Origin of the sequence: Pseudomonas sp. JL2, assembly GCF_031570495.1 — a bacterium.
Classification (GTDB): domain Bacteria; phylum Pseudomonadota; class Gammaproteobacteria; order Pseudomonadales; family Pseudomonadaceae; genus Aquipseudomonas; species Aquipseudomonas rhizophila.
The window spans coordinates 82,909-105,339 of record NZ_JAKUDH010000017.1; the positions used below are offsets into that span (position 1 = coordinate 82,909).

14 protein-coding genes and 1 pseudogene are annotated in these 22,431 nt (G+C 60.7%); 6 read left to right on the forward strand and 9 right to left on the reverse strand.

Annotation, left to right across the window (positions count from 1 at the left end):
* Window positions 1–111 precede the first annotated feature (111 nt).
* Together MKS85_RS29015 and MKS85_RS29020 are read right to left on the reverse strand one after the other, a co-directional pair.
* Window positions 112–984, reverse strand: coding sequence for a methyl-accepting chemotaxis protein (locus tag MKS85_RS29015; RefSeq protein WP_370695185.1), 873 nt, complete (start codon window positions 982–984; stop codon window positions 112–114).
* Between the two features lie 30 nt (window positions 985–1,014).
* Window positions 1,015–1,737 (reverse strand): annotated as a pseudogene (locus MKS85_RS29020) (MCP four helix bundle domain-containing protein); the annotation flags it as partial.
* A gap of 258 nt (window positions 1,738–1,995) precedes the next feature.
* Between MKS85_RS29020 and MKS85_RS20545 the strand changes: the two are divergent.
* Window positions 1,996–2,226 (forward strand): hypothetical protein, encoded by a 231-nt coding sequence (locus MKS85_RS20545; RefSeq protein ID WP_047225924.1) that lies wholly within the window; start codon window positions 1,996–1,998, stop codon window positions 2,224–2,226.
* Window positions 2,223–2,525, forward strand: coding sequence for a cell division protein ZapA (locus MKS85_RS20550; RefSeq protein WP_188252190.1), 303 nt, complete (start codon window positions 2,223–2,225; stop codon window positions 2,523–2,525). The genes MKS85_RS20545 and MKS85_RS20550 overlap by 4 nt, the downstream gene beginning before the upstream one ends.
* A gap of 164 nt (window positions 2,526–2,689) precedes the next feature.
* Here the strand turns inward: MKS85_RS20550 and MKS85_RS20555 are convergent, their stop codons facing one another.
* Together MKS85_RS20555 and putA are read right to left on the reverse strand one after the other, a co-directional pair.
* Complete coding sequence (locus MKS85_RS20555; RefSeq protein ID WP_188252191.1) at window positions 2,690–4,492, reverse strand: acyl-CoA dehydrogenase; 1,803 nt, start codon at window positions 4,490–4,492, stop codon at window positions 2,690–2,692.
* Between the two features lie 375 nt (window positions 4,493–4,867).
* Window positions 4,868–8,821 carry a trifunctional transcriptional regulator/proline dehydrogenase/L-glutamate gamma-semialdehyde dehydrogenase gene (putA, locus tag MKS85_RS20560; protein ID WP_076382950.1) on the reverse strand — a complete coding sequence of 1,318 codons (3,954 nt, stop codon included), beginning with the start codon at window positions 8,819–8,821 and terminating at the stop codon, window positions 4,868–4,870.
* A 466-nt stretch (window positions 8,822–9,287) separates the two neighbouring features.
* Between putA and putP the strand changes: the two genes are divergently transcribed.
* Window positions 9,288–10,772, forward strand: coding sequence for a sodium/proline symporter PutP (putP, locus tag MKS85_RS20565; RefSeq protein ID WP_047225920.1), 1,485 nt, complete (start codon window positions 9,288–9,290; stop codon window positions 10,770–10,772).
* A 91-nt stretch (window positions 10,773–10,863) separates the two neighbouring features.
* On the opposite strand, the gene MKS85_RS20570 is transcribed toward putP, so the two are convergent.
* Window positions 10,864–11,358, reverse strand: a complete 495-nt coding sequence (locus MKS85_RS20570) for a DUF2165 family protein (RefSeq protein ID WP_076382946.1) — start codon at window positions 11,356–11,358, stop codon at window positions 10,864–10,866.
* A 266-nt stretch (window positions 11,359–11,624) separates the two neighbouring features.
* Between MKS85_RS20570 and MKS85_RS20575 the strand changes: the two genes are divergently transcribed.
* The 3 genes from MKS85_RS20575 (at window position 11,625) to MKS85_RS20585 (ending at window position 15,347) form a co-directional block, all read left to right on the forward strand.
* On the forward strand, window positions 11,625–13,682 hold the full coding sequence (locus MKS85_RS20575) for a type VI secretion system tip protein VgrG (protein WP_188252192.1): 2,058 nt from the start codon (window positions 11,625–11,627) through the stop codon (window positions 13,680–13,682).
* Window positions 13,679–14,413 (forward strand): DUF4123 domain-containing protein, encoded by a 735-nt coding sequence (locus MKS85_RS20580; RefSeq protein ID WP_188252193.1) that lies wholly within the window; start codon window positions 13,679–13,681, stop codon window positions 14,411–14,413. The genes MKS85_RS20575 and MKS85_RS20580 overlap by 4 nt, the downstream gene beginning before the upstream one ends.
* A gap of 94 nt (window positions 14,414–14,507) precedes the next feature.
* The gene (locus tag MKS85_RS20585) at window positions 14,508–15,347 is read left to right on the forward strand and encodes a 23S rRNA (adenine(2030)-N(6))-methyltransferase RlmJ (RefSeq protein WP_076382940.1); all 840 of its coding nucleotides are present in this window, start codon (window positions 14,508–14,510) and stop codon (window positions 15,345–15,347) included.
* 118 nt (window positions 15,348–15,465) lie between these two features.
* On the opposite strand, the gene msrA is transcribed toward MKS85_RS20585, so the two are convergent.
* The 4 genes from msrA to aceF all read right to left on the reverse strand — a co-directional run bounded on the left by msrA (window position 15,466) and on the right by aceF (window position 22,430).
* Complete coding sequence (msrA, locus tag MKS85_RS20590; protein ID WP_047226186.1) at window positions 15,466–16,113, reverse strand: peptide-methionine (S)-S-oxide reductase MsrA; 648 nt, start codon at window positions 16,111–16,113, stop codon at window positions 15,466–15,468.
* Window positions 16,114–16,192: 79 nt separating this feature from the next.
* On the reverse strand, window positions 16,193–18,886 hold the full coding sequence (locus tag MKS85_RS20595; RefSeq protein ID WP_047225915.1) for a bifunctional diguanylate cyclase/phosphodiesterase: 2,694 nt from the start codon (window positions 18,884–18,886) through the stop codon (window positions 16,193–16,195).
* 194 nt (window positions 18,887–19,080) lie between these two features.
* A complete protein-coding gene (locus MKS85_RS20600; RefSeq protein WP_188252194.1) occupies window positions 19,081–20,475 on the reverse strand; it encodes an alkaline phosphatase D family protein in 1,395 nt (464 codons plus the stop codon).
* Between the two features lie 311 nt (window positions 20,476–20,786).
* A complete protein-coding gene (aceF, locus tag MKS85_RS20605) occupies window positions 20,787–22,430 on the reverse strand; it encodes a dihydrolipoyllysine-residue acetyltransferase (RefSeq protein ID WP_310663118.1) in 1,644 nt (547 codons plus the stop codon).
* Window position 22,431 lies beyond the last annotated feature (1 nt).

Consider the following 22,431-nt stretch of genomic DNA (forward strand, 5'->3'; position numbering starts at 1 on the left):
CGCTTTTGAGGTTATGGGGCCGCTTCGCAGCCCAGCGGGAGCAAGCTCCCTCGCCACAAAAGCTGGAGGGTTGATCGCGCACGGTCTGTGGACGATCAACCGTTACGCGGGTTAAAGGCTGAACCGCCCAACCATGCTGTTCAAGTCCACGGCCAGACGCGACAGTTCGGCACTGGCGGCGCTGGTCTGGTTAGCGCCAGTGGCCGATTGCACCGACAGGTCGCGGATGTTCACCAGGTTGCGGTCCACTTCACGGGCCACTTGGGCCTGTTCCTCGGCGGCGCTGGCGATTACCAGGTTGCGTTCGTTGATTTCGACGATGGCGGTGTTGATCGTGTCCAGGGACAGGCCGGCACCACGGGCGATGTTCAGTGTCGACTCGGCACGCTCGGTGCTGTTGCGCATCGAATCCACAGCGTGTTCGGTGCCGCTCTGGATGCTGCCGATCATGCGTTCGATCTCGCTGGTCGACTGCTGGGTGCGATGGGCCAGAGCGCGCACTTCGTCGGCCACCACGGCGAAACCACGACCGGCCTCACCGGCGCGGGCCGCTTCGATGGCGGCGTTCAAGGCCAGCAGGTTGGTCTGGTCAGCCAGGCCGCGGATCACGTCCAGCACCTTGCCGATGTCACGAGACTCGTTGGCCAGGTCGCCGATCAACGTGGCGGTGCTTTGCACATCGGCGCTCATGCGCTCGATGGCGCTGACAGTTTCCTGTACCAGGTCGCGACCGTCACCGGCAGAGGCGGTGGCGTCTTTCGAGGCTTCGGAGGTGCTGACCGCGTTGCGCGCCACTTCTTCGACGGCGCTGGTCATCTCGTTGACTGCGGTGGCGGCCTGTTCGATTTCATTGTTCTGCTGGGTCAGGCCACGGGCGCTTTCGTCGGTGACGCTGTTGAGCTCTTCGGCGGCGGAAGCCAGTTGGGTGGCCGAACCGGAGATCCGCTGCAGGGTGTCGCGCAGTTTGTCCTGCATGGTCGACATCGCCCGCAGCAGGCGACCAGCTTCATCGTTGCCATCCACGGTAATCGGTCGGGTCAGGTTGCCCTTGGCGATTTCTTCGGCGGCGTCCAGGGCGCTGCCGATCGGACGGGTAATGCTGTTGGTCAGCATCCAGGCGAACAGCAGGGTCAGGCCGGTGGCGATGACCAGCAGCGTGACTACCCAATTGAAGGCCGTTGAATATTGTTGGGTCGCACCCTGATTGAGGGCCTCGGCTTGCTGGTTGTTGATGTCCACCAAGCGGGCGATCGCCGCGTTGATGGCGTCTGAGTTGCTCAGCAGTTCAGTGTTGAGCAATGCACGCAGTTCATCGAGCTGATTGTTGCTCGACAACGTTTTCATCCGCTCTTCGAGCTGGCGGTATTGGCCCAGCAATTGAACGTACTGATCGTAGGCGGCCCGTTCTTGCGGGGAGCTGATGAGTTTTTCGTAGGCGCTTTGAGCCGTCTGGATCTGCTGGTTGCGTTGCTCGAACAAGCTGAAGGTTTTCTGCTGGATGTCCGGTTCGCGGTTGACCAGCAAGCGATAGGACAGCACGCGCAGACGCAGGGTCAGCGAGGTGAATTCATCCAGGGCCTTGATGCTGGGCACGCTGTTCTGGACGAGGCTTTCGCCGGATGCACGGATTTTGCTCATCTGGCTCAGGGCGAACACCCCGAGGGCCAGCATCAGGGCGCCGATCAGGGCAAACCCCAGGAACGCCCGCGGCGCGATATTCATATTACGTAGGGACATGGAAAGTACCGGAAGGGGGCGCGTCCGTGCGGGGGTGGTGACAGGTGTTCCCTGACTTATCGGTCATACGACTAAAGTCTTGAGTCGCTGCGTGCTTTTGTCGCAGGGCAGCGCCTGCTGCGCGACGAAGGGCGGGAACCAGATCTTCCATTCACAGTCTTTACAGCTCGCCAGCGAAGCACCGCCGCCCCAAGTCGTGGCATTGACGGTGACTTTTCTTTATCGTACGCGCCCCCTTGAAAAAGCCTGGAAATCAATATGTTGGAAACATCCCTCAGCCAACTGGAACAACTGGTCAACGACCTGGTGCAACAGAACCGTCAACTGGCCGGCCTGAATGAGACCCTGAACGCGGAACTGGCCAAGGCCAAGGATGAAAATGAAAGCCTGCAACTGAGCCTGATGGAACAGGAAGAGCTGCACGGCACCACCGCCGCGCGCATCCAGGCCCTGATCGAGCGCGCCAGCGCCGGTCCTGTCAGCGCATGAAGCATGACGTCGACGGGGTGACGGTCGTCTCGATTCTGGGAGAGGACTATTCAATCAAGGCGCCGGCCGGGCAGGAACAGGCCCTGCTGGACGCCGCTTCGATGCTCAAGGCCGCTCTGGCCGACACCAAAAGGAAATACCCGACGCTGATCGGTGATCGTCTGCTGGTATTGGCGGCCATGAACCTGTGCTCGCAGCAGATGGAAATGCAGAAGCAACATCAAGCGGAACTCGACCGTTACCAAGAGCAAGTCAGCGCCACGGTCGAGGTCATTTCCAAGACGATTCAACAGGCTTGAAGTCGCGACTTGGCTTATAAAGCGTCGTTGTCTGTTCTTAAGTCATCGCGAGCAGGCTCGCTCCCACATGGGGCTGAGTGAACGCAATATCCGCGTTCATCGCCGATCCACTGTGGGAGCGAGCCTGCTCGCGATTGGGTTTCAGCCGCGCCGCAAGAACTGGATCAGAACCACTCCTCCCGCATCCCAAGGCAGGTATCATCCCGCGCCTCAAGCAGCGCCAGCTCATGCTGACAACCCGGCACTTCCCAGGTCAGGAAATACCGCGCCGCTTGCAGCTTGCCCTTATAGAAGTCGGTGTCCGTCGCGTTCCCCTTGGCCAGGCCTTCCTCGGCCCGAATCGCCTGCTCCAGCCAGCGCCAGCCAATCACCATGTGCCCAAACACCTTGAGATACAGCGCCGAGTTGGCGAGGCTGCTGTTGACCTTGCCTTGGGCCAGGTCCGTCAGCAGGCCCAGGGTCACCGTTTGCAGGCGCGCCACCAGGGCTTCCAGCGGCTGACGCAACGCCGCCAATGATTCGTACGCCTGGGCGCGTTCGCTGGTGTCGGCCACCAGGCGGATCAGTTGCTTGAGCCCTGCACCCCCGTTCTGCGCCAGTTTGCGGCCCAGCAGGTCCAGGGACTGGATGCCGTGAGTACCTTCATGAATCGGGTTCAAGCGGTTGTCGCGGTAATACTGTTCGACCGGGTATTCGCGGGTATAGCCGTGGCCACCCAGAATCTGGATCGCCAGTTCGTTGGCCTTCAGGCAAAACTCCGATGGCCAGGATTTGACGATGGGGGTCAGCAGATCCAGCAACTCATGGGCGCGTCTGCGCTCGGCTTCGCTTTCAAGGGTGGTGGTGTCGTCGAACAGGCGTGCGGCGTACAGGCCCAGGTCAAACGAGCCTTCAACGTAGGCCTTCTGGGTCAGCAGCATGCGACGTACATCGGCGTGCTGGATGATCGCCACGGGAGCGGTGGTGGGGTCCTTGCTGTCGGGCACCCGGCCCTGCGGACGTTCGCGGGCGTATTCAAGGGAATACAGGTAGCCGGCGTAACCCAGCATGACCGCACCCATGCCAACGCCGATCCGCGCTTCGTTCATCATCTGGAACATGTAGCTCAGGCCGTGGTGCGGTTTCCCCACGAGGTAACCGACGCATTCGCCGTTGTCGCCGAAGTTCAGCGCCGTGGAGGTGGTGCCGCGCCAGCCCATCTTGTGGAACAGCCCGGCCAGCAGCACGTCGTTACGCTGGCCGAGGCTGCCGTCGTCGTTGACCAGGAACTTGGGCACGATAAACAGCGAGATGCCCTTAACGCCGGGTGGCGCGTCCGGCAGTTTCGCCAGGACCATGTGCACGATGTTTTCCGACAGCGGATGATCGCCGCCGGAGATGAAGATCTTGTTGCCCTTGAGCCGATAAGTGCCGTCGGATGTCGGCTCCGCACGGGTACGAATATCCGATAGCGAAGATCCGGCGTGGGGTTCGGTCAGGGCCATGGTGCCGAAGAAGCGACCATCGATCATCGGTTGCAGGAAACGTTGTTTCTGCTCCTCGCTGCCGAAGCTTTCGATCAGGTTCGCCGCGCCCATGGTCAGGAACGGGTAAGAGGTCGAAGCGGCGTTGGCCGACTGAAAGTGCGCGAAGCAGGCTTGGGACAGCAGCGTCGGCAATTGCATGCCGCCGGCGTCGAAACTGCGTGCGGCATTGAGAAAACCGGCCTCCAGGAAGGCATCCACCGCCGGCTTTACTTCCGGAATCAGGATCGCCTGACCGTCCTCGTAGCGCGGCTCGTTTTCATCGTTCTTGCGGTTATGCGGTGCGAAATATTTTTCGGCGATGCCGCGGGCGGTGCCGATGGCCGCGTCGAAGGTTTCGCGATTGTGCTCGGCGAACCGCTCGCGCTGGGTCAAGCCCTCGGCATCAAGGACTTCATACAGCTCGAAAGCCAGATTTCGGGAACTGAGCAACGTCTCGGACATGGCGGCTTACCTTTTTTTGGAATGGGCCGAGTCTAGGCGTGGCAATAGAGGCTGAACAGGATGATTGATTTGGGTGATGGAGGAGAGAGGGCGACGCTAATCAAAATGTGGGAGCGAGCCTGCTCGCGATAGCGGTGGGTCAGTCAGGAATGTTGTCGACTGATCCACCGCTATCGCGAGCAGGCTCGCTCCCACAGGGATTTCGATGACCAGGCACCCATTGCAGATGCCTGGTCTACAGCGGTTTAGCCGATGGTCATCAGGCTGGCGTTGCCACCCGCCGCAGCGGTGTTGACGCTCAACGCACGTTCGATCACCAGGCGCTCCAGTGNTCGATGACCAGGCACCCATTGCAGATGCCTGGTCTACAGCGGTTTAGCCGATGGTCATCAGGCTGGCGTTGCCACCCGCCGCAGCGGTGTTGACGCTCAACGCACGTTCGATCACCAGGCGCTCCAGTGCGATGTTGGTTTCGCCCTGGGACAAGCCCTGGACTCCGACAATGGCGCCGGCACGCTTGGCCACTTGCTGGCAAACGCTGCGCAGTTGATCCGAGTCGCCATGATGCAGGACGGCGTCGTAAGCCACTTCGTCCTTGGCCCAGTCGGAAACCCGCTGGATGCGCGCTTGAATTTCTTTCGGCAAGCGTGCGAACAGAGCTTTGCTGGTGTCGGTTTCCGGCCAAACAGCCGAGCCGCCTACCGCCAGCACCGCGGCCAGTTGCGTCAGCAGATCGCCCTCTACGTCCGCTAGGCACAGCACGTGCTCGCGGGGCAGAATGGCGTAGCTGTTGCGTTCGCCGGTCGGGCCGGTCAGTTGGCGGGTGATACCGCTTTGCGACTGAGCCGCGAACTGTACGCACAGGGCGCTCAATTCGGCGAGTTTCTGGCTGTCTGCCCAGGCTTGCAGGGCGGTCAGCGGCTTGCTCATGGCGTCACGCAAGCGCAGGTCTGGCGCGTTTAGGGCGTCGTCACGGACGAACGACTGCTGAATCGCATCGGTAGGCCGTGTCGACAGCAGGCGGTACAGGTACAGCGGACCACCGGCCTTGGGACCGGTGCCCGACAGGCCTTCGCCACCGAACGGTTGCACGCCGACCACGGCACCCACGATGTTGCGGTTCACATAGACGTTACCGGCATGGACGTTATCGATCACCTTGGCGATGGTCTCGTCGATGCGAGTATGTACGCCCAGGGTCAGGCCATAACCGGAGGCATTGATCTGGTTGATCAGTTGATCCAGTTCCTTGCGCTTGTAGCGCACTACGTGCAGCACCGGACCAAAGATCTCACGCTGCAGCTCGTCGAAGCTTTCCAGCTCGATCAGGGTCGGCATCACAAACGTGCCGCGTTTGCACTCGGCGCTGTCGGCGATTGCCATCTGGTACACGGTGCGACCTTTGTCGCGCATGGCCTGGATGTGTTTCTCGATACCGGCCTTGGCTTCAGCATCGATCACCGGGCCGATGTCTACCGACAGGCGCTCAGGGTTGCCGAGACGCGATTCAGCCATGGCTCCCTTGAGCATTTCGATGACGCGGTCGGCCGAGTCTTCCTGCAAGCACAGGACCCGCAAAGCGGAGCAACGCTGGCCGGCGCTGTCGAATGCTGAAGACACCACGTCGATGACCACTTGTTCGGTCAGGGCCGAGGAGTCGACGATCATTGCGTTCTGGCCACCGGTTTCGGCGATCAGCGGGATCGGACGCCCCTGGTTGTCCAGGCGCCCGGCGATGTTGCGCTGCAACAGACGAGCGACTTCGGTGGAACCGGTGAACATCACGCCTTTGACCCGATCATCACCCACCAGGCGGGCACCGACGGTTTCGCCACGGCCCGGCAGCAGTTGCAGCACGCCTTCCGGAATGCCGGCTTCGAGCATCAGGCGCACGGCTTGCGCAGCCACCAACGGCGTCTGCTCGGCAGGCTTGGCCAGTACCGGGTTACCGGCGGCCAGCGCGGCGGCCACTTGTCCGCTGAAAATCGCCAGCGGGAAGTTCCACGGGCTGATGCAGACCACCGGGCCCAGTGGGCGGTGGGCATCGTTGGTGAAGTCGTTGCGGGCCTGCACTGCGTAGTAACGCAGGAAGTCCACGGCTTCACGCACTTCGGCGATGGCGTTGGCGAAGGTCTTGCCGGCTTCGCGGGCCAGCAGGCCCATCAACGGCTGGATCTCGCCTTCCATCAGGTCGGCGGCGCGCTCCAGGATCGCAGCGCGTTCGGCCGGTGGCGTGGCCTGCCAGATCGGCGCCGCGTTGAGGGCGCACTGGATGGCGTTGTCGACGTCAGCGACCGTGGCTTCCTGCACATGGCCGACCACGTCACGGTGATCGGACGGGTTCAGCACCGGTGCCGGTGTTTCTTCGCTGGCTGCGCAACCGAGCATCGGCGCGGCTTTCCAGTTGTTATGGGCGGTGGCCAGCAGGGCGCAGGACAGCGAGGCCAGGCGATGTTCGTTGGCCAGGTCGATGCCGCTGGAGTTGGCGCGTTCGCTGCCATACAGGTCACGCGGTAGCGGGATGCGCGGGTGCGGCAGGCCGAAGCCGCCTTCCAGGGTTGCCATCTGCTCGATGCTGGCAACCGGATCGGCCACCAGCTCCTGAATGGAGATGGACTGGTCGGCGATGCGGTTGACGAACGAGGTGTTGGCACCGTTTTCCAACAGGCGACGAACCAGATAAGCCAGCAGCGTCTCGTGGGTGCCGACCGGAGCGTACACGCGGCACGGACGGTTCAACTTGCCTTCGGAAACTTTGCCTACAACCTGTTCGTACAGCGGTTCACCCATGCCGTGCAGGCACTGGAACTCATACTGGCCCGGGTAATAGTTCTGACCGGCGATGTGGTAGATGGCCGACAGGGTATGGGCGTTGTGCGTGGCGAATTGCGGGTAGATGGCTTCCGGCACCGACAGCAGTTTGCGGGCGCAGGCGATGTAGGACACGTCGGTGTACACCTTGCGGGTGTAGACCGGATAGCCTTCCAGGCCTTCGACCTGGGCGCGCTTGATCTCGCTGTCCCAGTAGGCGCCTTTCACCAGGCGGATCATCAGGCGGTGACGGCTGCGGCGGGCCAGATCGATGACGTAGTCGATCACGTACGGGCAACGCTTCTGATAGGCCTGGATCACGAAGCCAATGCCGTTCCAGCCAGTCAGCTGTGGTTCGAAGCACAGGCGTTCCAGCAGGTCCAGGGACAGTTCGAGGCGGTCGGCTTCTTCGGCGTCGATGTTCAAGCCGATGTCGTATTGCTTGGCCAGCAGGGTCAGCGACAGCAGGCGCGGGTACAGCTCTTCCATGACGCGCTCGTACTGGGCGCGGCTGTAGCGGGGGTGCAGGGCCGAGAGCTTGATGGAAATGCCCGGACCTTCATAAATCCCGCGGCCGTGGGACGCCTTGCCGATCGAGTGGATGGCTTGTTCGTACGAGGCCAGGTACTTCTGGGCGTCATGTTCGGTGAGTGCGGCTTCACCCAGCATGTCGTAGGAATAGCGGAAACCCTTGGTCTCGAATTTGTTGGCGTTGGCCAGGGCTTCGGCGATGGTTTCACCGGTGACGAACTGCTCGCCCATCAGGCGCATGGCCATGTCGACGCCCTTGCGGATCATCGGCTCGCCACTCTTGCCAATGATGCGGCTCAGGGAGGAAGTCAGGCCCGCTTCATTATGGGTGGCGACCAGTTTGCCGGTCAGCAGCAGGCCCCAAGTGGCGGCGTTGACGAACAGCGATGGGCTGTTGCCCAGGTGCGGGTGCCAGTTGCCGGTGCTGATCTTGTCGCGGATCAGTGCGTCGCGAGTACCTTTATCCGGGATGCGCAGCAGCGCCTCGGCCAGACACATCAGCGCCACGCCTTCCTGGGACGACAGGGAAAACTCCTGCAACAGCCCCTGAACAATACCGGCACGGCCGCCGGCACTCTTCTGGTTGCGCAGTTTTTCAGCAATCGAGGAGGCCAGTTTGTTGGTGGCTTCGGCCATGTCGGCCGGCAGGCGCGCCTGCTCGATCAGCATCGGCACCACTTCCGGCTCCGGACGACGGTAAGCGGCGGTGATAGAGGCGCGCAGGACCGATTGCGGCAAAATGCTTTCGGCAAACTCCAGGAAGCACTGGTGCGCGTGGTCGACCTGGACGTCGCCGGCTTCATCGTTGTCGGCGCGGGTCGAACCGTTCAGTTCGGTCAGGGTTGCACCACCCTCGAGTTTTTCCAGGTAATTGAAAATTGCCTGCTTGATCAGCCAGTGGGGCGTGCGATCAATCGAGGTTGCGGCCGCCTTGAGGCGTTCGCGGGTTGGGTCATCGAGTTTGACCCCAAGGGTGGTGGTAGCCATATTTTTATCCTCATGTTTACCACGTATTGCGTGGCATCAGCTGGCGGCAAGATTAGCTGCGAGCTGGCCGAGGTGCAACCGGGTGCAACCTTTTTTCGTCGAAAAAATAAGCAGCTCATCAGGAAAGCAAAATTCGCGGCTTGAGCGGTGCTTCTGCTTAGTGCATTGGCTTCTAGCCAAAGGCTGATACCGCACTAAAAGGGAGCAAAAAACGGTCATTTGGCGAAAAAACCGACTGGGTGCAACTGATTCGAGCGAAACTGGTTGCACCTTATTTCATTTGTTGAATAGCATTCGTCGCCAAGGTGCAACCGGCTCGAAGCCGAGGGGCATCGGCTGATGGCTTTCCTGGGGAAACATCAGTCATAAATTCGCGGGTCCTGGAAACGTCAAGCAAGGTCTATGGTTGTCTTGTCGACGCTTCCTACTGCCACCGCTACATAAAAACAAAGCCAGGGCGTAACTCATGAGTGTTAGTAATCCCACCCTGATCACTTTCGTGATCTATATCGCTGTAATGGTCCTGATCGGCCTGATGGCTTATCGCTCCACCAATAACCTTTCCGATTACATCCTGGGCGGTCGCAGCCTGGGCAGCGTCGTGACTGCATTGTCCGCCGGTGCCTCCGACATGAGCGGCTGGCTGTTGATGGGCTTGCCCGGTGCTATCTACATGTCCGGCCTGTCGGAAGGCTGGATCGCCATCGGCCTGATCATCGGTGCCTACCTGAACTGGCTGTTCGTGGCCGGTCGCCTGCGGGTACAGACCGAGCACAACGGTGACGCGCTGACACTGCCGGATTACTTCTCCAGCCGTTTTGAAGATACCAGCGGCCTGCTGCGGATCATCTCTGCGGTGGTGATCCTGGTGTTCTTCACCATCTACTGCGCTTCCGGCATCGTGGCCGGTGCCCGTCTGTTTGAAAGCACCTTCGGCATGTCCTACGAGACAGCGCTGTGGGCCGGTGCGGCGGCAACCATTGCCTACACCTTCATTGGTGGCTTCCTGGCCGTGAGCTGGACCGACACCGTACAAGCGACCCTGATGATCTTCGCGCTGATCCTCACGCCGATCATCGTGCTGCTGGCGACCGGCGGCGTGGACACCACGTTCCTGGCCATCGAAGCGAAAGATCCTACTGCTTTCGACATGCTGAAAAACACCACGTTCATCGGCGTGATCTCGCTGATGGGCTGGGGCCTGGGCTACTTCGGCCAGCCGCACATCCTGGCGCGTTTCATGGCTGCTGACTCGGTCAAGTCCATCGCCAAGGCTCGTCGTATCTCGATGGCCTGGATGATTCTCTGCCTGGGCGGCACCGTGGCTGTCGGCTTCTTCGGTATCGCTTACTTCTCGGCGCACCCGGAAGTGGCCGGCCCCGTGACCGAGAACCCTGAGCGTGTGTTCATCGAGCTGGCCAAGCTGCTGTTCAACCCATGGGTGGCCGGTGTGCTGCTGTCGGCGATCCTGGCAGCTGTCATGAGCACCCTGAGCTGCCAGTTGCTGGTGTGCTCCAGTGCCCTGACCGAAGACTTCTACAAGGCTTTCCTGCGCAAGCATGCTTCCCAGTTGGAGCTGGTCTGGGTCGGTCGCGCCATGGTGTTGCTGGTGGCAGTGGTTGCCATCTTCCTGGCTGCCAACCCGGAGAACCGTGTCCTGGGTCTGGTGAGCTACGCTTGGGCCGGTTTCGGTGCTGCCTTCGGTCCTGTTGTCCTGATCTCGGTGATCTGGAAAAACATGACCCGTAACGGCGCGCTTGCAGGCATCCTGGTGGGGGCGATCACCGTGATCGTCTGGAAACACTTCGAGCTGCTGGGCCTGTACGAAATCATCCCAGGCTTCATCTTCGCCAGCCTGGCTATCTACTTCGTCAGCAAGATGGGCTCGCCTACCGCCGGTATGCTGCAGCGCTTCGAAGCGGCTGAGAAAGATTTCCGCCTGAACCAGTAAGACCTCCAGCGAGGCCTTGACGGCTCGCGCGAAGCTTCTGAATAGAGAAACGGCCCGTCCTCCCATGGAGACGGGCCGTTTTTTATGGGCATCAGTCCAGCTCTGTGTCGGGCTGATTGAGAAATATCAGCACGCCCAGTAGCGCCATGTAGAACCTGAAGGCTGCGTCCTGGCCATTCCAGATTTCTGATTGCCACATCAGAAACCATTCCCCGCCGACGACCATGAAGCCAAAGAACCAGACGAAGAAACCCACCGTCAAACCGATGATGGCGCAGCGTTTGGCCTGAGCGAAAACCACGCTCGGGGTTTTACGTGCCTGCCATAGTTCGAGCGCGCCATAGCCCAGCAAGCCTGCGGTGAGCGCTTCGCCAAGGATGATCAGCCAGTAGGCGCCGTGCCATGCCCAAGGCTGGTCGATGGCGCGATAGCGCGCGGCATTGTCGGGAAAGGTGGTGTCCATACTCAGCACGTGATGGACGAAATTGAAGTTGGAATGGTAGTCCGTGATGTTGTTGAACACGGTCAGCAAGGCGAAAGCGGCGAGAGCCAGGGTCATTGCGATTTTTGCGTAGCGAGTCGTCATGGGTTGCGTCCTTTGCTTTTTTGCGACGAAAGGACGTTAGCACGGCCCAGTGCGGTCCTGAGGCCGTCAGGTTGTAGGAATTTGCTGATTGTTTCCTGCGGCGACTTCGGTCACCACCATGCGCGGAATGTCTGTCGGAAAACGCAGCGGACAATGCGGCTTTAATCTCCTTGAATGTAAGGCAATTCTGTTTTTCCTGAGGTCCGATCAACTCTCCCTGGTGCTCATGCAGAATCGCCCGCTTTTATTCAGCAGAGGCACATCGGATGTTCGCGCCTGCCAACCAACCACGTTTCACCCTGGCACTCGACAGCGGGCCGAATGAACTCAAGGTGCTTGAGTTCAGGGGCAAGGAAGCCATCAGTCAACCCTATTGCTTTGATCTGGAACTGGTCAGTGAGCGGCCGGATCTGGCGCTGGAAGAGCTCCTGCATCGTCAGGCCTTTCTGGCTTTTGATGATCAGGGGCGGGGCATACACGGCCAGGTTTATAGCGCGGCCCAAGGCGACTCGGGCAAGCGCTTGACCCGTTACCAGATCAGACTGGTACCACGCCTGGCTTACCTGGACCATCGAATCAACCAGCGGATTTTCCAGCACCTGAGCGTGCCGGCAATCATTACCCTGATCCTGACGGATCACGGGATTCAGGGTGACGCGTTCCAGTTCAACCTCGGTGGGCAATACCCCGAACGCGAATACTGTGTGCAGTTTGGTGAAAGCGACCTGGCCTTCATCGGGCGGATCTGCGCCGAGGCCGGGATCCATTATCACTTCCGGCACAGCCGCGACGGCCATCTGTTGGTGTTCGGTGACGACCAGACGGTGTTTCCCCGCCTGCCCGAGGCGACGTTGTATCTGCCCGGCAGTGGCATGGCCGCCAGCGAGCCGGCGATCAAGCGCCTGGCTGTGCGTCTACAGACCCGGACCACGGCGGTGACGCTGCGTGACTACGATTTTCAAAAGCCCGGTCTGCTGTTGCAAACCAGTCTGGACAGTCAGCAGCAACCGGCTCTGGAGGCGTATCACTACCCCGGCCGGTTTTCCGATCGCGACCATGGCCGGCACCTTACCCGGCGCGCACTGGAGCGCCATGGCGCCGACCACCGTCTGGCCGAGGGGCGCAGCGACCAATGCGCACTCGTCAGTGGGCACTTCCTCCAAATCAACGGGCATCCTCGAGCGCAATGGAACGATCTCTGGCTGCTCACGCAAGTCACCCACCATGGGCGCCAGCCACAAGTGCTGGAGGAAACGGTCGGTGACAGTCCGGATGAGTTCCAGGGCTACAGCAATACGTTCCTCGCCATCCCGTGGGATGTTTTCTTTCGTCCGCCCCTGTCCCACGAAAAGCCAGCCGCCCACGGTTATCAGTCGGCGGTGGTGACGGGGCCGGTGGACAGCGAGATCCATTGCGACGAATACGGACGGGTCAAGGTGCAACTGATCTGGGATCGCCACGGTCAGCGCGACGAGCACTCCAGTTGCTGGCTACGGGTGGCCACGGGTTGGGCCCATGATCGCTATGGCAGCGTGATGATTCCCCGGGTCGGCATGGAGGTGCTAGTGGGTTTCATCGACGGTGATGTGGACAAGCCATTGGTCGTGGGCTGCCTGCCGAACGGCGCGACCCCGGTGCCCATGGACCTGCCGGCCGATAAAACCCGCAGCATATTGCGCAGCCAGAGCAGCCCTGGCGGGGGCGGTTATAACGAATTGCGCATCGAGGATCGCCAGGGCGCCGAGGAGATTTACCTGCGGGCTCAACGCAACTGGACCCAGCATGTGCTGCATGATCAGCGGGTTCAGGTTGATCACGAACGCAGCATCGTCGTCACCGGCACCGCGCGGCATGAGCTCAAGGCCGATGAGTTGCGCATCACCCATGGTCAGCGCCAGGTTGAGGTCAGGCAGGATGATCATCTGGTGGTGGCCGGCGAGCGGCATATTCGGGTAACCAGTCAGGCCCTCAATGCCACCCAGCAATTTCACGTCAGCGCCGGGCAGCAAGTGGTGCTGGATGGCGGCGTCAGCGCGACCATTCAGGCCGGTGGGCATTGGATCAACATCGGGGCTGGGGGAATCTTCAGCAGCGTGCCGATCCAGGTGGGTGGGGCACCGATGACGGCCAGGAGTGCCGCGCCAGGTTTACCCGGCTGTCCCGAAACACTTGTCGCGGCCGCAGCCGCGCAACTTTCCCTCGCGCAAGTTTTCAGCCTGCAGGGCCAGGCGCCATTCTGTGAGGAGTGTGAGCGTTGCAAAGAAGGCGTCTGCGAACCATTGCCGGTGATGCCCAGGCGGGCTGGTGTCCAGGAGCGTCCATGAGTACCGGTCAATCTCCCCGCGCCTGGCTTGAGCAACAGCCCTTGCAGGCATCCGAGCAGCTCTACGCCATTTTCAGCAGCGCCAGCACCGCCGGGCCGCTGATGGCCTGGAGGCGTTCGATGACGGTGGCGCCCAACCCGATCTGGGCCGATACGCCTTACGCCGACTGGGAAACGGTCATGCCCTATGTCGGAGCTGTCGACCCGGACAGCGAGTTTCTTGACTGGGTCGCGACGACCGACTCGCTTGATTGGGGCTGGCTGGCGGTGACCGCTTGCAGCCAGCAAAGCCTTGCCGAACATCTGCGTGGGCTCACCCAGGTTCTGCTGCCCGGTGGCAAGTCGGTTTTTTTCCGCTTTTGGGATGGGCGTTTTATCCAGCCGATCCTGCGATCGGATGCGGTGGAGGTCAGCCAGCTGTTGCCCGCCATCAGCCGTTGCCTGATCAACGGTCGGTCTTTCGAGATCCCGGGAAATGCCCTGCGCCCGGCCCGGGCGTTCCCCTGGTGGGAAGTGCCTGCGCTGTTGTTGCAGGAACTGGCCGGGGATACGACGGACTGCCTGCTCAATAACTTGCTCAAGTGGTTGAGCGAAGAGCATCCGTATCTGTTCGAACAGGCCGACGAGAGCATCCTGCGCTGCAAGATCAGGCATTTTCTTGGGGAGCCAGGGATGGTCCATGGGCCAAAAGCCCCCCTGCAAGAATACTTGATGCAGGAATTGGGCAGATGACCACCGGGTGTGGTCACGGCCCGTCCGCTCGGCTGCGACCCCCTGACGTTGGGCGCGCTTCAAGGTAAACTCCTCGGCCTTCGCAGGAGCCGCCATGAATTATCGCCACGCCTTCCACGCCGGCAATCACGCCGATGTGTTCAAACACCTGACCTTGACCCGTCTCATCGCTTTGATGTCGCGCAAGGAGCAGCCCTTCGCCTATCTCGATACCCATGCGGGCATCGGGCTGTACGACTTGCAGGGCGACCAGGCCAATCGTACCGGCGAATACCTTGAAGGCATCGCGCGGTTGTGGGGCCAGGAGGATCTGCCCGCGTTGACCGCCGACTACATGAAAGTGCTGCACGAAATGAACCCGGACGGGCAGTTGCGTTACTACCCGGGGTCACCGGAACTGGCGCGGCGCCTGACCCGTCCGCAGGATCGGGTACTTCTGAACGAAAAACATCCAGAAGACGGTGTGCTGCTCAAGGACAACATGAAAGGCGATCGTCGCGTGGCGGTGCACTTGGGCGAAGGCTGGCATGTGCCCCGGGCGCTGCTGCCGGTGGCGGAAAAGCGCGGCCTGATGCTGATCGATCCGCCCTTTGAACAGCTGGACGAGATGCAACGCTGTGCGGCGTCACTCAAGGAGGCCATCGGCCGGATGCGCCAGACAGTGGCAGCAATCTGGTACCCGGTGAAAGACCAGCGGATGTTGCGCCGCTTCTACCAGGACTTGGCCGGCACCGGTGCGCCGAAATTGTTGCGAGTGGAATTGCTGGTGCATCCGCTGGCCACGCCCAATAGCCTGAACGGCTCCGGCTTGGCGATTGCCAATCCGCCATGGGGGCTGGAGGAGGAATTGCGCGAGCTGCTGCCTTGGTTGTCGAAGAAGCTTGGGCAGACCCAGGGCGGCTGGCAGATGGATTGGTTGATCGCTGAAAGCTGATCAGATGCATTGATACCGTCTGATAGGGCGCCTTCGCGAGCAAGCCCGCTCCCACATTGGTCAGACTCAGAACCATGTGGGAGCGGGCTTGCTCGCGAAGCTTTTCAGCGGCAAAAAGTCAGATCGGGCAAGTCACGCCCGTACCGCCAATTCCGCAATAACCTTCAGGGTTCTTCGCCAGGTATTGCTGGTGATAGGCCTCGGCGAAGAAGAACGTCGGGGCTTCTTCGATTTCGGTGGTAATGACGCCTTTACCGGCCTTGGTCAATTCAGCCTGAAATACTTGCGCGCTGTGCTTGGCGGCAGCCAGTTGGGTTGGGTTGGTGGCATAGATCACCGAGCGGTACTGGGTGCCGATGTCATTGCCCTGGCGCATGCCCTGGGTCGGATTGTGCAGCTCCCAGAACATCTTCAGAAGCTGCTCGTAGCTGACTTTTTCTGGCTCGTAGACCACCAGGACCACTTCGCTGTGGCCGGTAAGGCCCGAGCAGACTTCTTCGTACGTCGGGTTCGGCGTAAAGCCACCGGCGTAACCCACCGCTGTACTGACCACGCCTTCGCGCTGCCAGAACTTGCGTTCCGCGCCCCAGAAACAGCCCAGGCCGAAGATCGCGAAATCCACGTCCATGGCAAACGGACCCAGCAGCGGCGCATCGTGGACGAAGTGTTTTTCCGGCACGGTCATTGGGGTTTCGCGGCCAGGCAGAGCTTGTTCTTGAGTAGGGAGCACGTTTTTGTTCACCAGGATTTCCGAGCGCAAGACCATCATCAGTCCTCTCAGTCAGATTGAGTTGAGCGAATGTAAGCAATGAGACCGTCAGTGTGCCCAAGTGTTACACCGCTTGTCAGGCAATTGGGCCGCGCGGATAACGCTTGAGCTTCTCGATCAGCTCCGCGCCGGGGATCGGTCGGTCGAACAGGTAGCCCTGGCCGACGTCGCAGCGGTGGCGCCGCAGGAACGCCAGTTGCTGTGCGGTTTCGATACCTTCGGCCACCACCTTGAGTTTCAGGTTGTGGGCCATGGCGATCACCGCGGAAGTGATTTCCATGTCGTCCTGGTTGTCCGGGATCTCGTGGATGAAGCTGCGATCGATCTTGATGATGTCGATCGGGAATTTTTTCAGGTAACTCAGGGATGAGTAACCGGTGCCGAAGTCGTCCATGGCCAGGGTCAGGCCCAGGCGCTTGAGTTGGTCGAGCTGCAGGTGGGTGTCTTCGGTGGCCTCCAGCAGCAGGCCTTCGGTCAGTTCCAGTTCCAGCAGGCGGGCCGGCAGTTGTTCTTCCTTGAGGATGCTGGCGATCGAGGCGACCAGGTCCGGGTCGGAGAACTGCTTGGGCGAGAGGTTGATCGCCACTTGCAGGTTGCCCAGGCCGGCGGCGGTCAATTGCTTGCTCATGCGGCATGCCTGACGGGCGATCCATTTGCCGATGGGGATGATCAGGCCGGTTTCTTCGGCCACGCTGATGAACTGGTCCGGGCGAATCATGCCCTTCTCGGGATGGTTCCAGCGCAGCAGCGCCTCCATGCCCAGCAAGCGACCGCTGCGCAGGCACAGTTTTGGCTGGTAGAACACGTCCAGCTCGTTCTGGGTCAAGGCGCGGCGCAGGTTGTTTTCCACGAACAGCTTGTAGCTGGCCTCGGCGTTCAGCGCCTCGGTGAATACCTGGACCTGATGCTTGCCGTTGGCTTTGGCCTTGTGCAGGGCGAGTCCGGCGTTGCGCATCAGGGTCTGGGGGTCGCGGCCGTGCAGTGGCGCGCAGGCCAGGCCCACGGAGCCGGTCACGCTGATCAGTTGGTTATCGACGAACATCGGCTTGTCGAGCGTCATCAGCAACTGGCTGGCGATCTGCTGCCCGGCTTCCAGGTCGGTGTCGTCCAGCAGTACGGCGAATTCATTACTGGCGAACCGTGCCAGGCTGCCGCTGGGGCTCAAGCTGTTGCGCAAGCGGCGGGCCAGGCTGATCAGCAGCTTGTCGCCGGTCTGATGGCCGAGGCTGTCATTGATGCGCTTGAAGTTGTCGATGTCCACCAGCAACAGGCTGATGGGCGAATCGCTGTCCCGGGCAAAGCGTTCATCGAGGTTGCGGATGAACGCCGGGCGGTTGCCCAGGTTGGTCAGGTTGTCGGTGTAGGCCAGGCGTTCGATGCGCTGCTGAGCCAGTTTGGTCTGGGTGATGTCTTCGTAAATGCCGATGTAGTGGGTCAGTTCACGGTTATCGCCATAGACCTTGGAAATCGACAATTGGCCCCAGTAGGGTTCCAGATTCTTGCGCCGGCTCTTGAATTCACCTTGCCAGCTATTGCTCTGGGCCAGGGCCGACGGTGCATCGAACAGCAGCTCGCTGAGGTTTTCCAGGGCCGGCAGTTCCGACAGGCGCTGGCCGTGGACTTCCTCGGTGGAGTATTGGGTGATGGCGGTGAAGCTGGGGTTGACGTATTCCACCACGCCGTCGCAATTGACCAGCAGGAACGCGTTGGCGCTTTGCTCCACGGCGCGCTGGAACAAGTGCAGGGCGTTGGTGGCGGTCCGGCGGTTGTGGTTGTTGATGACCTGGGCGAACTGGTCAGCCAGTTCACCGGCGAAGGCGATCTCGTCGGACTGCCAGGCGCGGGTGACGCCTATCTGCTCCAGGCACAGTACGCCCACCACCTGGCCGTCGATACGAACGCTGGCGTCGAGCATGGCGTTGACTTCGCGGGTGCGCAGGCTTGCGGCCATTTCCCGGGTACGCGGGTCGCGCATCGCATTGTGCGCGTCGATGGCGCGGCAGGTCTGCAGCGCCTCCATGTAGTCAGGAAACTCGTTGGCGTTGATCACGTCCGGCAGAAAGTAGTCTTGGGAGGCGCGGTTATAAGCCGAAATCGGCACCAACTGGCCATCTTCCAGGTTCCAGATGCTGGCGCAATCAATCTGGTAGATGTCGCAGGCGCTGCGGGTGATGAGCTCGGCGGCTTCCTGCAGGGAATTGTTGGCGCTGTAGCGCTGGCGGGTCAGCAGCAGGATCAGGTCCTGCTGGGCGCGCACCCGGTCCAGGTGTTGCAGCTGCTCCTGCTGGGCGCGCTGGTTCAGTTCCAGGGCAATTTGCAGGCGCGAGTTTTGAGTTTCCAGGTCCAAGGCCGGCATCGACGGCTCGCTTGCCAGCAAATCGTCCACGGCCAGCAGGTAGCCGCGTAGTAGATGGCGATTGTGCTGTTTATAGGGCTCGCCCATTTCCAGCATATTCATGGCGCCCTTGGCGGTGTGGAGCGTGTAGCGGATCAGGTAATGCGGGGCCTGGGCCAACTGCTGCTGGATCGCATCGTGGAGTTGATAGCGCGCTTCGGGCTCCATCAGGCTGGCGTAGGGCGAACTGACCAGCGAGCAAAGCTCGACGGCCGGCAGACCGAAGTAACGCTCGCAGTTGGGGTCGAGGAACAGCAGCGCCCAGCTTGCTTCATTCAGCCGTTCGAAACGCAACATGCCGAGCCGCGAGGGCACCGGTAACTGCGTCACTACCTCGGCCGCCATACGGCTGGCGGCATCGGGTTGGCTTTTCATGGGGAAACTCGCTTCGAAAATGCTGATCGCGCCGGGCTGACGCCCTCGTTATTACGGACTGCCGCAAGGTTGCATCATTGCGGCACTGGCTGACAAGAGAGATGAAGGCCAAGTGCTATAAACCTTTTATCGGCCGACGAAGGGATTTCTCCAGTCGCCCGCCGATCAGACGGCATGGGTGGTTATACCACCCGTCAGCGCAGCGGGATATCTACTGTCTGTAATGGGCTGCCATCACGGTCGTGAAACGTGACCTGAACGCTCTGCGCCGTGACTTTCAGGTGGGCGAAGTTGTCCTGGCTGATGACCTTGCCGCTCAACCCATAGCGATAGTCCCCGCTGGGCGTCCGAGCCATGGCATCACCAAAAATAAAACTCGCGGCGCTGGCATAAGGAAGCAGTTTGCTGTTGCAAAACGGCGAGGAAACGATGGTATGTACCTCGAAGTCAGGGTCCTGGCTGTGACTCAGGCGACTGGTGAGAGAGCCATGGACGTCGCCGGACACGAAAATAACGTTCTTGATCCGATGGCGGCGAACGGTTTCCAGCAGGCGCAGACGCTGTTCCGGGAAGGCCTGCCAGGCGTCCGAGGTATTGAGCTTGCGGTCCGGGTAGAACATCACGCCGGTCACGATGAACTTGACCCGCGCCGGACTGTTGACCAGCCATTTGATCAGCGATCGTTCCTGCGCTTGATCCAGGATACGTCGATCATCCGCCGACAGATTGCGCTGGGTCCGACTGTCGGTGACGAACCATTCGATATCGCCGTGAGCGAACTGATACCAACATTGTCTCAATGGTTTGCTTAATGTTCCGTCACCTAACAGTTCATGTGCCGGACTATGGCTGGCTTGATAAAGCGCATAGGCATCCATGGCATTGGCATAAAAGTTTTCGTCGCCTTTTTTCTTGCTGGCAGGCCAATTATCTTTGATTTCATGATCGTCGAGAATCATGTAGCTCGGTGTTCCCGCCATCAACTTTCTAATATGCGGCTGGGAAAAGGCGGTGCGGTATTTGAAAAGAATATCCTTTGGGTTCCGGTCCGGGGCGACAATATTCAAATCGTCTAGATAAACCTGGTCGCCGGTCATCACTACAGCACTGATCGGCGGGTCGGCCTGGGCCACGATGCGGTTGATGCCAGCGAAAGTCCGGTCGCCCAGTTCAGGTCTGGAGGGGACGCCGGCCGTCACCCGCAGGTAGCGGCAGGAACCCACGATATAACTGCGCGGTGCACTGATTTTGCTGGACGGCGTGCGCATCTGGTAAATATCCCGAGGCCATTGCAGCGGCAGTTCCTGGACGGTTTCGATTGTATGAGTAGGGCTCAGGCGGCTGAACCAGCCGGCTTGGTATTCATAGGCGGTATCGGCTTGAAGGTTCTTCAATACGATGACATCGGACATGTCGCGGTAAGCATGCAACTGAACAAAGTGTCCTTTCGACCAGATTGAATCTCCCTGGCGCCGGTAACGGATGGCGGCAAATACCAGGCTGTTCTTATCGTTATCCCCTCGCAGGAATATCCGCGTGTGATGAGGTGTCGTGTGGCCGACAATAGGGCCAACAGTGGGTTTGAACATCATTCGAGTCCATTCGAAGTTAAAGTTTTTTTAGGTAAGTAGTTAATGGCTTCCCTGAACTCATCCTAAAGCGATGCATGGGATAAATATTGATAGGAGAGGGGGCGTGTGTTGTGGGAAACGTCCAATAGATGACGTAGTCATCTAGGTGAAGTGCAGTAGGAAAGTTGGGCCCTGGAACGGGCTGCTCTGCAAGTTCGACTTTATTTCAGGCAAAAAAAAGCCCCGCCAAACGGGCGGGGTTGAGGTACGAGCGTGGCGCTCGGAAAACAGCGGTCCGAAGGGCCCTCCGTGAGGAGGGTCGCCCGGTGTTACAGCAAGATGGTACGGATGTCGCCCAGCAGGTCGCTCAGACGCTTGGTGAAGCGTGCAGCGGCGGCGCCGTTGATCACACGGTGATCGTAGGACAGCGACAGTGGCAGCATCAGCTTCGGCTGGAAGGCTTTACCGTCCCAGACGGGCTGGATGGTGGCTTTGGAGACTCCCAGGATCGCCACTTCCGGCGCGTTGACGATCGGCGTGAAGCCGGTACCGCCAATGTGGCCGAGGCTGGAAATGGTGAAGCAGGCACCCTGCATGTCGTCGGCGGTGAGCTTTTTGCTCCGGGCTTTTTCGGCCAGGGCAGCGGCTTCGCCAGCCAGTTGCAGCAGGCTCTTCTGGTCGACGTTGCGGATGACCGGTACCAGCAGGCCTTCCGGGGTGTCGACGGCAAACCCGATGTGCACGTATTTCTTGCGAATGACAGCCTTGCCGCTTGGGGCCAGCGAGCTGTTGAAGTCCGGCAATTCCTTGAGCAGGTGCGCACAGGCCTTGAGCAGCAGGGGCAGCACGGTCAGCTTGACGCCAGCCTTCTCGGCCACGGCTTTCTGCGCGACGCGGAAAGCTTCCAGTTCGGTGATGTCGGCCTGGTCGAACTGAGTCACGTGTGGAATGTTCAGCCAGCTGCGATGCAGACTCGACGCGCCGATTTGCATCAGGCGAGTCATTGCCACTTCTTCGGTTTCGCCGAAGCGGCTGAAATCCACTGTCGGGATCGGCGGGATGCCCGCACCACCCGTGGCGCCTTCGGCCGGAGCGTTCTTGGCCTTCTGCATCATGGCCTTGACGTAAGTCTGCACGTCTTCTTTCAGCACGCGGCCGTGTGGGCCGCTTGGGCTGACGGCGGACAGCTCGACACCAAATTCACGGGCCAGCTGACGCACCGCAGGGCCGGCATGCACCTTGGCACCGCTGGGTGCAGGTGTGGCGGCAGGAGCAGGAGCAGGAGCAGGAGCTGTCTCGGCCTTGGCGGCAGGCGCGGCAGCTGGAGCTGGAGCGGCTTCGGCCTTGGCGGCAGGCGCAGCAGCCTGGGCTGGGGCAGCAGGTGCCGCAGCACCGGCCACTTTCAGCTTCAGGATCAGGTCGCCGGTGCCCACTTCGTCTTCCAGCTTGATCTCGACGCTTTCCACCACGCCGGCGGCCGGCGACGGGATTTCCATGCTGGCTTTGTCGGATTCCAGGGTGATCAGCGACTGGTCGGCTTCGACGGTGTCGCCGACCTTGACCAGCACTTCGATGATCTTGGCCTTGCCCGAGGAGCCAATGTCCGGAACATGAATGTCCTGGACCGTGGCAGCGGCAGGCGCGGCGGCAGGGGCGGGAGCCGCCTCGGCAACCGGTGCGGCGGCAGGCTTTTCAGCCGCCGCCGGGGCAGCAGGAGCCGCCTCAGGCGCGGCAGCGGCGCCCTCGACTTCCAGCTCCAGCAGTTCGTCGCCTTCTTTCAGGCGATCGCCCAGCTTCACTTTCAGGCTTTTGACGATACCGGCCTTCGGCGCAGGCACTTCCATGCTGGCCTTGTCCGATTCAAGCGTCAGGATGCTCTGCTCGGCTTCGATACGGTCGCCGACCTTCACAAACAGTTCAATTACTTCACCTTCACCGCTGCCGATGTCAGGTACGCGAATGAGTTCGCTCACG